This is a genomic window from Mycobacterium sp. shizuoka-1, assembly GCF_002723835.1.
Lineage (GTDB): Bacteria > Actinomycetota > Actinomycetes > Mycobacteriales > Mycobacteriaceae > Mycobacterium.
Map to the genome: position 1 here is coordinate 56385 of NZ_BEWG01000081.1, position 12972 is coordinate 69356.

A 12972-nucleotide genomic window follows, 5' to 3' on the forward strand; every position below is an offset into this window, starting at 1 on the left:
ACGATGTCGCAACGCAGAACTCAGGACACCCCGCGCAACACTTCGTCCGACCCGCTGACCCAGCTCATCGCCGACCCACTGCGCCCCCTTCCGCCGGCGTGGGTCGTGCCGGGGCGGGTGGCCGCGTTGGAGCACGCCCGGTCCTTCGTGACCGCCGACGACTACTGGGAGTGGGTGGCGCGCCAGCAACGCTGGTCACAACCCTGGCGCACCGTGCGTACCGGCGATATGTCCGACTTCCGCTACTTCGAGGGCGGACGGATCAATGTCGCCGACAACTGTGTGGACCGGTGGGCCGAGCAGCAGGCCACCGCAGAACGGACGGCGGTGATCTGGGAGGGCGAACCCGGTGACGTCCGCACACTGAGCTATGCCGAGTTGGCCGACGAAGTCTCACGTCTGGCGGCCGGACTGCTCGCGCTCGGCGTCCGCAAGGGTGACGTCGTGGGCGTTTACATGCAGAACCTGATCGAGGCGTTCACCACCATCCACGCCTGCAACCGGATCGGCGCGATCTACACCGTCCTGTTCTCCGGGTTCGGCGAAGACGCGGTCGCGTCGCGGCTGCAGGCGGCGCGCGCCTCCGTGGTGGTGGTGGCCGACGCGAGCTACCGGCGCGGCCGGCTCATCCCGCTGCTGGAGACCCTGCGCTTGGCCCGCACGCGCGCTCCCTCCGTGCGCGCCACGGTCGTGGTGGACCGAACCGGCAACCGCGTCGCGCTCCAGGAGGGCGAGCACGCCTACGGCGCAATCCTGGAGGCGGGCGCCGCGGGCACACCGCCGGTGCCGCTCGACCCGAACGAGGCGTCGTTTCTGATCTTCACCAGCGGCACGGAGGCCAAACCCAAAGGCCTGGTGCACACCGTCGCCGGTTTCCTCCTCGGCGCGTGGGCGAATGCCCACTGGCAGGTCGGCTACGAGCCGGATGACGTGTACTGGGTGGCCGCCGATGTCGGTTGGCTGACCTTTCCGATCCAGGCCGTCGTCGGCGGGCTGGCCTGCGGCATGACAATCGCCTGCTACGAGGGCGCCCCCGACACCCCGACCGCCGCCCGGTTTTACCAGATCTGCCAGCGGCATCGAGTCACCAAGGTACTTGCCGCACCGACTTTCGCCCGCATGCTGCGCAAGTTCGGCGACGACCTGGCCGCCGAACATCCTCTGAGCCTGAAGCTGATCACGATGCAGGGCGAGCCGCTCGACGCGGACACCTTCGAGTGGACGACGAACACCTTCGGCATCCCGGTGGTGAACGCCTACGGCCAGACCGAGACCGGCTCGACCTGGACCTACCCGGTGTATGGGGTGGAGGCACTGAAGGCCGGTTCGGTCGGCACCCCCGCCCCGGGGCATGAGTACGCGGTGGTCGATCGCGACGGCGAGCCGGTCCCGCCGGGCGTCAAGGGGAACCTGGTGCTGACCGCCCCGTTCCCCACACTTGCGCGCACCGTGTGGGATGACCACAACCGTTACCTCGCCACCTACTTTTCCGATTTCCCCGGCCGCTACGCGACTCACGACGAGGCGGTCGTCGATTTCGACGGGCACCTGTGGGTGCTGGGCCGCGCGGACGATGTCATCAATGTGGCGGCGCACCGCATCTCGACGATGGAGATCGAGGCCGTCGTCACCGCGCACCCCGGCGTCGTCGAGGCGGCGGTGGTCGGGGTGCCGCACGAGACCAAGGGGACGGTGCCGGTCGCGTTCGTGACGCTCGGCCACGACGTCGCGCTCGAGGACGTACGGGAAGACATCAAGCGCCGCGTCGTCGATGAATTGGGCGGCTACGCCCAGCTGGATCGCGTTTACCTCACCGAATCGATGCCGAAGACACGGACCGGCAAGACGATGCGCCGGTTGCTGCGCGATTTCGTCGTGCACGGGAAGCCGACCGGCGACACCAGTGCGGTTGAGGATCTGTCCGCATTGGACGTTGTCGCGAACGCGGTCCGGGAGTGAGCGCCATGCGCACCACGCGCTCCAGGACCTCCCGAGCAGGGGCGGCGACCACGCAGCCCGAATTCTCCGCTGACCCCTTTCCCGGCAGGAGGACCGATGACAGGAACTGACGAGCGCGCGGTGTCCGGCCGCTGGTTCGAAGAGCTCGAGGTCGGGACCATGGTCCGGCACGCAAACCGGCGCACCGTCACCGAAACCGACAACGTGCTGTTCACGACGATGACGATGAACCCCGCGCCACTGCACCTGGACGCGGACTACGCAGCCTCGACCGAGTTCGGCCGTCCCCTGGTCAACAGCATGTTCACCGTCGCGCTGGTGGTCGGGCTGTCGGTTCCCGAGCTGACCCTGGGCACAATCGTCGCCCAGCTCGGGCTTGACAACGTCAGCTTTCCGAAGCCGGTGTTCCCCGGCGACACCGTGCGCGTCGAAACCGAGGTCGTCGCGGCCCGGCCTTCGCGATCACGGCCCGACGCCGGTCTCGTCGTGTTCGAGCATCGGGCCTACAACCAGCGCGACGAGTTGGTCTGCCGGGCCCGGCGGACCGGCCTCATGCACCGGCGACCTCGCGGCCCTCGCGACGATGGCGTGCCGAATGGGGGCCGCACCAAGAGCACCAAGACCACTTGATCTACTCCGAACGCGGGCTCGACCGCCTTCTATGTGGTCGCGCTCGCGTGATCGCCCGTCGAACAGGAGACTCCCGGTGCTGACCGACGAACCGCCCGCACCGCTGAGAAGCGTTCTCGTCGCTAACCGCGGCGAAATCGCCGTGCGGGTAATCCGCGCGGCCCGCGACGCCGGACTGCGCAGCGTCGCCGTCTACGGGGAGCCCGACCGTTACGCCCTGCATGTGCGGGAAGCCGATGAGGCTGTCGCCTTGGGCGGCACCGATTTGGCGTCGACCTACCTCGATCGCAGCGCGCTGGTCAGCGCTGCCCTCGCGGCTGATGCCGACTGCGTGCACCCTGGGTACGGCTTCCTGTCCGAGGATGCCGATTTCGCCCAGGCCGTGCTCGACGCAGGGCTGGTCTGGATCGGCCCGCCGCCCAACACGATTCGCCGGCTGGGCGACAAAGTCGCCGCCCGCAAGATCGCGCGCGACGTTGGTGCCCCGCTGGCCGAGGGGACCACAGCACCCGTTCGCGATGCCGCGGAAGTCGCGGACTTTGCTCGGCGCCACGGATTTCCACTCGTGATCAAGGCGGCCTTCGGGGGCGGCGGCCGCGGACTCAAGGTTGTGCGCGACGAGGCCGAAATCCCCGAGGCCTTCGCTGCGGCCACCCGCGAGGCAGCCGCGTCATGTGGTCGCGGCGAGTGCTTCGCCGAGCGATTTCTCGACCGCGCCCGCCACGTCGAGGCGCAAGTGCTCGCCGACACTCACGGAACCGTGCTCGTTGTCGGGTTGCGGGACTGCTCCCTGCAGCGCCGCAACCAGAAGCTCATCGAGGAGGCGCCCGCACCGTTTCTCACCCCAGACCAGGAGCAGGCTCTGCGTCGCTCGTCACAGCGAATCTGTCGTGCCGCCGGGTACGTAAGCGCCGGCACCGTCGAATATTTGCTCGGCGCGGACGGCACGCTGTCCTTCCTCGAGGTCAACACCCGACTGCAGGTCGAGCACGCGGTCACCGAGGAGAGCACGGGCCTCGACCTGGTGGCCGAGCAATTCCGCATCGCGGGGGGAGCTGCGCTCGCAACCGACGCACCACCGGCACGCGCCCACAGCATCGAGTTCCGCCTCACCGCCGAGGACCCGGCGATGGGTTTCCTGCCTTCGCCGGGCACACTCACTCGTTTTCAGCTGCCAACCGGACCGGGGGTCCGGGTCGACACCGGCGTTGTCGAGGGCGACACGGTCGACGGCCGATTCGACTCGATGTTCGCCAAACTCATCGTGACCGGGCGCGACCGCACCCAGGCCGTCGGCAGAGCTCGGCGGGCCCTTGCGGAAACACGAATCGAGGGAGTGCACACGCCGGTCTCGGTTTACCGTCAGATCCTCGACCATCCGGCGTTCGCCGGCGACTATGCGTTCGAGGTACACAATCGCTGGATCGAGGAAGACCTCGATCAGATCGTGCTCGAGCCCGAATCAGCCGGTGACCACCTCAACGTCCGCGTGGGGCGCCGGCTGATGTCGGTGCACGTTCCCGGTCTGGCAACTCTGGGGGACAGGGCTGTGGCGATTCGCCGGGAATCGGGGCAGCTTCGGCACGCCGACGACGAAGAGGTCGCCGGTGACGGCGTCACCGCGCCGATGAATGGAACCCTGGTCCGCGTCGCTGTCGCCGACGGACAATCCATCAACAAAGGAGATTTGATCGCAATAGTCGAGGCGATGAAGATGGAGAACCCGGTGCTGGCGCACCGTGCAGGAACCGTGATGTCTCTTGCAGTGTCGGTCGGCATGTCTGTCGCGGCCGGGACCACGCTCTGCACGATCGACGACTCCTATTAGAACACCAGCCGGGTCGAACCCGATCGCGGCCAGAACATATCCCGCTGATTTCACCTACCGACAAGATATCCCGCTGATTTCACCTACCGACAAGTTTCTGATCGTGGCTGGCGATACCGATGGCGGGCGGTCCGGCAGTTAAGTCAACCCAGCGGCTTGGGCGCGGCTTGGGGTATCGCCTCCACAAAACCCAGCTGGGCACCCGATGCCGCCAACCGAACCAACCAGTGCGACCATAGCCAGTCCCGCCGCCGTAGCAGGTCATCATCGGAGCCGAAGCCCGATTCGCGCACGGAGAGCCTACTGTCGTTTGGCCCGTCGGCATGGACATCGATGGTGCTGACTAGCGGCCGCCCCCAATCCGCGGCCTGCCAACGCACCACCAGCCGCTCCGGCTCGAGCACTTTGAGGAACTCGCCGACGACCTCCGGCCACCCGGACATCCTCACCCGGATCTCGCCGTCGACGGTCGGGTCGATGGTCACTTCAGCACCCATCCAGTGTGACGCCGCGTCTTCGGACACCAACAGCTCGTACAGCTTGGCTGCGGGCACGGCGTAGCGCAGCGATTTATCCAACACCGCCTCGGTTCCGCCGGCCTCCGAATCCGGTGGCGGGCTCGTGTTTGCAGTCAATGTCGTTACTCCGTTCGCTTAGCCGGCGCGTGGCCGATGCGGTGGTCTTCCGCCCCCAGCGGGTTGCCGATAGTCAGCCGCTCAATATGACCTCGGCAGCCCAAGTACGTGCTCGGCGATGTAGTTGAGCACCATCTCCTGGGAAACCGGCGCGATCTTCATCAGCCGCGCCTCGCGGAAGTACCGCTCCACGTGGTACTCGCTGGCAAAGCCGAACCCGCCGTGGGTCTGGACGGCGTGGTCGGCGGCGAAGAACCCGGCGTCGGCGGCCAGGAATTTGGCGCTGTTGGCCTCGCGGGCACACGGCTGGCCGTGGTCGTACAACCAGGCCGCCCTGTTGGCCACCTGCTCGGCTGCATCCAGTCGCATGGTGGCTTCCGCCAACGGGAATGCGATGCCCTGGTTCTTGCCGATCGGACGATCGAACACCACCCGCTGGTTGGCGTAGTCCACAGCGCGTCGGATCGACGCTCGGCCGATTCCGATCGCCTCGTGCGCAATCAGGATGCGCTCCGGATTCAGTCCGTCGAGCAGGTAATGAAACCCCGTGCCTTCGTCGCCGATTCGGTGATCGGCGGGGATGCGCAGGTTGTCGATGAACAGCGCGTTGGAATTCACGGCGTTGCGGCCCATCTTCGGGATCTCTCGGATCTCCACGGCCGACCGGTCGAGCGGTGCCAGAAACAGTGTCATCCCGTCGACCGGGCGGGCGCACTCCTCGCGGGGCGTCGTGCGGGTGAGGAGCAGCAGGTAGTCAGCCTGCTGGGCCTTGGTGATCCACACCTTCCGGCCGTTGACGACGTAGTGGTCGCCGTCGCGACGAGCCCGGGTCGTGATCCGACTGGTGTCTGTGCCCGCGTCGGGCTCGGTGACCGCGAAAGACACGTGCAGCTCACCGGAGACAACCTTGGGCAGCAGCTGCTTGCGCAGCTGTGGGGAGCCGTGCTTGACCACGGGGTTCATCCCGAAGATCGTCAGGTGGATGGCGCTGCACCCGTTCATCGCGGCACCTGACTGCGCAATCTCCTGAAGTAACAGCGACGCTTCGGTGATGCCCTGCCCGGCGCCGCCGTACTCTTCAGGAATCGCGATGCCGAGCCAGCCGCCCGCGGCCAGCGACCGGTAGAACTCGTCCGGGAAGCGGTGGTCCCGGTCGCAGGCGGCCCAGTAATCGTCATCGAATCGTGCGGTCACCTGGCGCACGCCCTTGCGCAGGGCTTCATGGTCCGGGTTCGGGGCGAAGTCCATCTCTACCTCCACAGCCGATAGCCGGCCCAGCAGGCCCCGTTCAGGGCAATGATTATACAACTTACCTGACGGGGAGTGCGACTAGCCTGACTCGTCGCGCGATGCGTCATCCCAGAGGCCTGACTCCGCGAGTGAGCGTCGACCGGCGCGCAGCCGCATCGCAAGCTGGAGGCGGAAGCGCTGTTCGGGGTCGGTCAGGTCGACATCGATGACCTCGGCAATCCGGTCCAACCGATAGCGAAGCGTATTCGCGTGCACGACCAGCTCGTGGGCCGCCCGGCGGAGGTTTCCACCGGTGTTCAGGTAACTGGCCAGGGTCTGCCGGCCGTCGAAGCGCAGCGTCGTCGCTGCCTGCTCTAGTCGTCGGATCGGCTCCTCGAACTCGGGGTCGCCCGCTTCGGCGCCGGGGAGCAGTAAACGGTGTACGCCGATCGCGGCGAAGTCCAGGAACCGTTGGCGGGTGCTTACCGCCAGCTGGCAAGTATAGACCGCCTGCCTCGCCGAGGATGCCAGCTCCATGGGGTCGCGCACAGTTGATCCAAGCCCCACAGCCACCGCGCGTGGCCGCAGCGCGCGCACCAGCCGGTCCACGGAGCTGTCGTTGGCTTGGACCAACGCGATCACCAGGCCCATGTGTTCGCCGTGCGGGAGGCCCAACGAATCGAGCATTCGGCGCAGCGCGCCGTGCGAATCGCCATGATCGTCGGATGGTGCGTTCGCTGCCGGCACCGTATCGGCTGTTCTGATCTCGTCCAGAGCGGCCACTCGCGCGCCGAGTGACCCCACGAGGTGCTCGACCGCCAATTTGGCCGAATGCCGACTGAAGGCGCCCTTTGCCAGCAGGCTCACCATCTGACGGCGGGTCTCCGAGCTCAGTCTCGGCCATGAGGCGCGGTGCGCGATTTCGGCGGCGGCCACCGGAGCAATGTGTCGGAGCCATTCGACAGCCGAATCCGTGTTCCTGCCACGTGCCGTCGTCGAAAGGTAGCCGAGCGGTTTCTTGGAGCCGAGCCGCGCGACGATCCGGTATCCGGCTGCAGGCGTCCCCAGCCGAACCAGTTCGGGTACGCCCGGTTTTAGTTGCTCGGCCAGTCGCCGCAGCCGGCCAGGGGTGATCAACTCGGAAAGCGAGGAGGGGGGCCGGTCAGGTGGGTGCCAGATGACCGGAACGAAATCGGCGTCCTCTAACAGGATTTCGTCAGCGGCGTGTGACGATGCGGCAGCCAGCATCTCGACGAGAAGGCCGTCGGATGTGGCGAGCGCCCCACACACCGCGGCGCAATTCGCAGCCCCAGAAGCCTTGACGCCGGGGCTTGAAGCTGCCTGCGAGGAAAGCGCGCGCAGCCGGCGGGCGACCAGACGCTCGACGGCGCCGCCGCTCAAGGTGGAGATCGCGGGGGACATCGCGAGATGGTGTACCTGGGCGGGGCTGTCGAGCTGGTCGAGCAGGTGGTCCAGCAGCAGGAGGCGGCCCTCCGGCGACCGAACATTGACCTCATCCCCGTCGGCCCACAGGACGGTGTGCCGCAGCAGTGCGGGAAGCCCGGCGCCAGCGGCGTGGGAGTCCGCGAACAGGCAGGTAAACGTGGCGGAGTCCGGCAATAGGTAAGCGACCCGCGAACAGTCGTCCGGGTCTGCGGCGGGTACGCCGTCGGACGCCTGCGAATGAACCACCAACACGTGCGGTGGGCCGGTCCCGCGGTCAGCGATCCGAACGGCGGCGGCACTGAGTCCGGCCTGGCCAGCTCCTCGATGCAGGAATTCGACCGACCCGCCGCCCAGTGCGTCCGCGCGATCTCTTTCCTGCAGTTCGAGCTCGATCTGTGCTTGCTCGATCGCTCCGCTGTGCAGAACCAAGACCGGACGCCCGACGGAGGCCTCGATCAGGTCGGCGGCCCGAAAGGCAAGCCGATCCGCCCGCTCGAGAACCGCGCGATGACCGGGCTGCGACTCAGTTTTCATGCAGATGCACCAATCCAGACGGAATCATTGTACGTTCCGCCGATGCGCCCGCGAAGTCTCGTGCTTAGTGTGATTCCTATCACCAAGGAAGATTGGGATGATCATCCTCACCAATGAGGGGCAATGAAGGAGAGTATCGATGCGTAACTTGATCAAGGCGCATGAGCGGGTCAAGGACTTCGACTGGGAGCATTCGTACGCCGAGAAGCCCGACCGCTATCCGACCAAATACGTCATTCCCCGCAAGACCAAGGATCCCTTCCGCCATCTCATCCGCGATTACGTCTCGATGGAGCAGGAGAAAGACGACCGCCAGTACGGTGCCATGGAAGACGCCCTGGCCAGGTCCAACTCTGCAGGCAAGGCACAGCCGCGCTGGATGGAGATCTTGAAGATCGCGCTGCCGGTCGTGAACTTCGGTGAGTACGCGGCGATGAAGTGCTGCGGCCAGCTGGTCGATACCGTGGAGAATGCCGAGCTGCGGCAGGGATACATGGCGCAGATGATCGACGAAGTCCGGCACACCAACCAGGAGCTGTACCTCAACCGGTACTTCGCGAAGCACGCGGCCGACCCGGAGGGCTTCCACATCGGGATGAAGGCGCGTGCGAATAACCTGTTCGGAGTGGCCGGGCGGGCGGCCCTGGAGACCTTCTTTGTTGGTGACCCGATCGAGGGCGCGCTCAATCTGCAGGTGGTTGCCGAAACCGCGTACACCAATCCGATCTTCGTCACGCTCACCGAGGTCGCCGCGGCCAACGGAGACAACGTCACTCCAAGTGTGTTCCTAAGTGTCCAGTCCGACGAGGCACGGCACATGGCCAACGGCTACTCGACGCTGGCCGCGGTAGTTTCCAACGAGGACAATCTCAAGCACCTGCAAACCGACTTCGACCGCGCGTTCTGGCGCCAGCACTCCTTCCTGGACCCCTTCCTGGGAGCCGTGTACGACTACTTCCAGAAGGACCGCGGGCACTCCTACCTGGAGAAGTGGACCGAGTGGATCGAGGAGGACTGGGTCGGCTCATACATCTCCAAGATGGAGCCCTACGGCCTGACCGTGCCCGAATGCTTCCACGTCGCGAAGGAACAGATGCGCTGGAAGCACCACACCGCCGCGATGCTGGCCGCCGCGTCTTGGCCGCTGCATTTCTGGCGCTGGGATCCGCTAACGGAGTCCGACTTCGAATGGTTCGAGAACAAATACCCGGGCTGGTATGAGCACTACGGTCCCTTCTGGGAGAACTTCCGCCAAATCACCAAGGCCGAGGACGGTGTGAACCCGATGGCGGCGTTTGAGGCGCTGCCGCCACTGTGCCAGGTCTGTCAGATGCCATGCATCTTCCCGCGGCTGGACTGCAGCGAGGTGCGGTTCGGTGAATACGGTGGCCGCACGGTGCCGTTCTGCGGGCCGATGTGCGAGAAGCTGTTCTTTCAGGAGCCCATCCGCTACGCGCAGAGCCGAAACTTCTGGCAGCACCACGACGGGATGGGGCTGGCGGACTTCATCGTGCAAAACGGCTTCTTGCGCTCCGACGGCACGACCCTGATCGCGCAGCCCTCGCTGGACACCGAACGCATGTGGACCATCGACGACGTCCGCGCCTGGGGTATGGAGATCAGAGACCCGATGCCGGCGATCACTGCGCAACTCGCCGCTGCCGGCGCTTCCGGGAACGGGGCGGGCGCATGACCGCGATGTTTCCCGGCGCCGTCGAGTGTGCGGGCAAGCCGACCCGTGACTTCACCTACATCCCGTCCCGCCGCCGTAGGCTGTCCGAGTACGAGGCGGTCACCTGCTGCGCCCAGCCCGACGTGGACGGGTTCGACCAGCAGGGCTGGCTCCTACGCGACGTCAACGGGCGAACGCCCTGGATCCGGGAATCGACCGCGCTGGTCCACCCGAACTGGTTCCTGTTCCGCGACCCCGCGTCGCACTGGCAGCGCACCTACGTACGCATGCAGGCCGAACAGGAGCGCGCGATCGCGCGTTCGGCAGAAGACGCGGCGGCCAACGGGGTGTTCAACGAGTTTGATCCGGTGTGGACCCGGGAGATCCTTGGCCGGCACTACCGGGCCTGGGCGTACGCGGAGTACGGGTTGTTCCGGGCGTTCGCCGTGGCACAGCGCGAGGCGCTGTCGGACACGCTCGGCAATGTTTTCTGCTTCGAGGCGTTCGACCGGATGCGGCACGCACAGGACATTGTGCTGCATCTGCTCGAGCTTGAAGACCACGTCGACGGCTTCGCCGACGACGGCGCGAAGGCGGTGTGGCTGGAGGACCAGCGGTATCAACCGACTCGTCGGCTGGTCGAGGAGCTCCTGGCGGGCAACGACTGGGCGGAGCTGGCCGTGGTGACAAACCTGGTGTTCGACCCGATCCTCACCGAGCTGGCGGTCAGCCAACTGGTGCGCCGGTTCGGCCCCTTCCACGGCGACCCGGTGACACCCCACCTAGTGGGCACCACCGACCGGGACCGGCGCCGCAACCTCGCCTGGACTCAGGAGTTCGTCCGCATGGTCACCGACCCGACGGTGCCGGAATGTCAGAAGAATGCGGCGACCATGAGCGCCTGGCTGGATTCCTGGACGCCCAAGGTTCTCGAGGCCGCGAAGGCGATGGCCGACGTCTACGACGTGCCGCCGCTGCAGGTCGCACGGTTCGACGAGGTGTTCGCGGTCGCCCGGCAGAACCAGGAGGAGCTGGTCGCGGGACTGGATCTGAAAGTGGGGACAGCCGCATGAGCACACCGGCCATATCCGCAGACAGCAAGGTGGCGATGGTGCTGATGAAGAGCGAGGAGGCCGACGCCACCATCGACGTGCTGCAGGTTGACCAGCCCGATGTCAAGATCGTCGATCGGGGGCCCTACTGGTACCTGGAACACCCTAGTGAGATCCGCGTCGACATGGCCCGCGTGTCGCAGGAGATGGGCGGCAAGGACATCACCATCGGCCAATGGCTGGTAGTGATGACCACTTTCGTCGGCCGGGCAGAGACAGACGACAACAGCTTCCGGGTCACCTCCGAGATGCTGGAACTCAACGACCCCGTGCCTGCTGCGGCGAGCTGACCACGAGGTGGTGGCGGTGTACTCGGCCCGGGTCGAACCCGGTGGCACAGAGTTCTCGATAAAGCCCGGTGAGCCGGTTCTGGACGCCGCACTGCGCAGCGGGGTCTCGCTGAAGTACGGATGTCGGCACGGGAATTGTTCGAGCTGTAAATACCTGGTGACGGACGGTGAGGTGGACTACGGCAACGCCTCGCCGTACTCGCTGTCCAACGCGGAGCGAGATGAGGGCTGGGTGTTGCTGTGCTGCGCTACTGCTCTCGACGACCTAGAGATCCAGGACGACCGTGTATTCGACCAGCGGCAACGGTCGCTGATCACGCCGGGGGAGTTCGACGGGCAAGTGAGCGGGATCGACAAATTGACACCGTCGCTGCGTCGGCTGCGGATCCACACCGAGCAGCCGGTCGCCTTTTATGCGGGCCAGTTCATGGAGATCGCGGTGCCGGGCGCAGTGGGTCAGTGGCGGTCCTACTCCCTGGCGTGCGCCCCCGTTGCTATGGAGGAGCTCGAGTTCGTCATCAAGGTAATCGACGGTGGCGCGTTCTCGGGCCAGCTCGACGTGCTCAAGGTGGGCACTCGACTGCGGGTTCGGGGTCCATTCGGTGGCGGTTACCTGCGGGAGGGAGACCGCCCCGTTCTGCTGGTGGCAACCGGCTCCGGCATCTCGCCGATCCTGTCAATCCTGGAGCACGCGGCCCTGTGCGGGGACGAACGCAAGTTCACTTTCTTCTATGGGGCTCGGGTAGGCGCCGAGCTTCCATGCGAGGACCGCATGGGTGAGCTTTGCGGGTTGCTCGACCTGACGTATTGCCCGGTACTGTCGAAACCCTCGCCGGAATGTGGCTGGCCCGGTGAACCCTCACGAGTAACCACCGGAGTCCAGCGTCGGATCGGTGACGGCGCCCCATATGACGCCTACGTCTGCGGCAAGCCCGAGATGTGCGACGCCGTCATCGCATTGCTCGAAGCAAAAGGCACTCCGGAAGAGACAATCTTCAGTGACAAGTTCTTTCCCGCAGTGGAAGACGATCCGCCGACACCTCCCTCGGGCCGCGCGAAAGTCGCACCCAAGTGTGCCACGAGTTGGTCCGGGTCGACGCCAGGGCCGGCAAGACCGAGGTAGCCGTCGAGACGGACCACGTACGCCGAAGGACCGGCCGGCCCGCTTGTGACTGCCAGTTCGCGAAGAAGACGAGGAGGTGGGGGTCGAGGCGCCCGCGGTCGTAGTAGTCGCGCTTGTAGTGCGAGAAGCCGCGTTCGGCGCTGTCGAGGTAGCGCGTATCGCCGGTCAGGCGGTGGGCTTCGAGAAGCGAGCATGGCCTCGGCGGGATAGAGTTCCTCGCCACTGTCCGGCGCATCGTCGAAGAAGACCTTGTGCGACCCGTCCTGTCTCTGCTGCCCGACGATGCCGTCGGCGAGCCGTGTGAGCCGCTCAACTTCGTCGGGAAGCTCCGAACGCGCCAGGGCAAGGACCAGGAAGGCGCTGTAGGCAGTGGACGACGCCGCTTTTTCCGGCGCCACCGTCGCGTAGCCGTCGCGCCCAATGAACAGCTGGCCGAAGTGCGCGAGCGAGCGCCGGATCAGGCCCGCCAGGTCGCCGCGTTCCAGAAATGCGCTCAGGACCTCTAAGGTGAAA

General features: G+C 66.1%; 11 protein-coding genes. 8 read left to right on the plus strand and 3 right to left on the minus strand.

The window, feature by feature from the left end; all coding sequences use genetic code 11:
• Nucleotides 1-3: 3 nt before the first annotated feature.
• The 3 genes from MSZK_RS22090 (at nucleotide 4) to MSZK_RS22100 (ending at nucleotide 4417) form a co-directional block, all read left to right on the plus strand.
• Nucleotides 4-1959: an AMP-binding protein gene (locus MSZK_RS22090; RefSeq protein ID WP_095785402.1), complete on the plus strand. Its 1956-nt coding sequence runs from the start codon at nucleotides 4-6 to the stop codon at nucleotides 1957-1959.
• A gap of 120 nt (nucleotides 1960-2079) precedes the next feature.
• On the plus strand, nucleotides 2080-2589 hold the full coding sequence (locus tag MSZK_RS22095; protein ID WP_198419703.1) for a MaoC family dehydratase: 510 nt from the start codon (nucleotides 2080-2082) through the stop codon (nucleotides 2587-2589).
• 79 nt (nucleotides 2590-2668) lie between these two features.
• Nucleotides 2669-4417 (plus strand): biotin carboxylase N-terminal domain-containing protein, encoded by a 1749-nt coding sequence (locus MSZK_RS22100; protein WP_371277653.1) that lies wholly within the window; start codon nucleotides 2669-2671, stop codon nucleotides 4415-4417.
• Nucleotides 4418-4560: 143 nt separating this feature from the next.
• Here MSZK_RS22100 and MSZK_RS22105 read toward each other — a convergent pair whose 3' ends face one another.
• From MSZK_RS22105 to MSZK_RS22115, 3 genes are all read right to left on the minus strand, one after another.
• A complete protein-coding gene (locus MSZK_RS22105; RefSeq protein ID WP_095785405.1) occupies nucleotides 4561-5052 on the minus strand; it encodes an SRPBCC domain-containing protein in 492 nt (163 codons plus the stop codon).
• An 81-nt stretch (nucleotides 5053-5133) separates the two neighbouring features.
• Entirely contained in the window at nucleotides 5134-6300 is a 1167-nt protein-coding gene (locus MSZK_RS22110; RefSeq protein ID WP_095785406.1) for an acyl-CoA dehydrogenase family protein, read from the minus strand.
• An 81-nt stretch (nucleotides 6301-6381) separates the two neighbouring features.
• Complete coding sequence (locus tag MSZK_RS22115; protein WP_095785407.1) at nucleotides 6382-8262, minus strand: CdaR family transcriptional regulator; 1881 nt, start codon at nucleotides 8260-8262, stop codon at nucleotides 6382-6384.
• Between the two features lie 139 nt (nucleotides 8263-8401).
• Between MSZK_RS22115 and MSZK_RS22120 the strand changes: the two genes are divergently transcribed.
• The 5 genes from MSZK_RS22120 to MSZK_RS32685 all read left to right on the plus strand — a co-directional run bounded on the left by MSZK_RS22120 (nucleotide 8402) and on the right by MSZK_RS32685 (nucleotide 12965).
• Nucleotides 8402-9955, plus strand: coding sequence for an aromatic/alkene/methane monooxygenase hydroxylase/oxygenase subunit alpha (locus MSZK_RS22120; RefSeq protein WP_064914592.1), 1554 nt, complete (start codon nucleotides 8402-8404; stop codon nucleotides 9953-9955).
• On the plus strand, nucleotides 9952-11007 hold the full coding sequence (locus MSZK_RS22125) for an aromatic/alkene monooxygenase hydroxylase subunit beta (protein WP_064914593.1): 1056 nt from the start codon (nucleotides 9952-9954) through the stop codon (nucleotides 11005-11007). The genes MSZK_RS22120 and MSZK_RS22125 overlap by 4 nt, the downstream gene beginning before the upstream one ends.
• Entirely contained in the window at nucleotides 11004-11336 is a 333-nt protein-coding gene (locus tag MSZK_RS32460) for an MmoB/DmpM family protein (RefSeq protein ID WP_064914594.1), read from the plus strand. Before MSZK_RS22125 ends, MSZK_RS32460 begins: the two co-directional genes overlap by 4 nt.
• Before the next feature lie 16 nt (nucleotides 11337-11352).
• A complete protein-coding gene (locus MSZK_RS22135) occupies nucleotides 11353-12459 on the plus strand; it encodes a 2Fe-2S iron-sulfur cluster-binding protein (protein ID WP_131811454.1) in 1107 nt (368 codons plus the stop codon).
• 251 nt (nucleotides 12460-12710) lie between these two features.
• Complete coding sequence (locus MSZK_RS32685; RefSeq protein ID WP_179299264.1) at nucleotides 12711-12965, plus strand: hypothetical protein; 255 nt, start codon at nucleotides 12711-12713, stop codon at nucleotides 12963-12965.
• The last annotated feature ends 7 nt before the right edge of the window (nucleotides 12966-12972 follow it).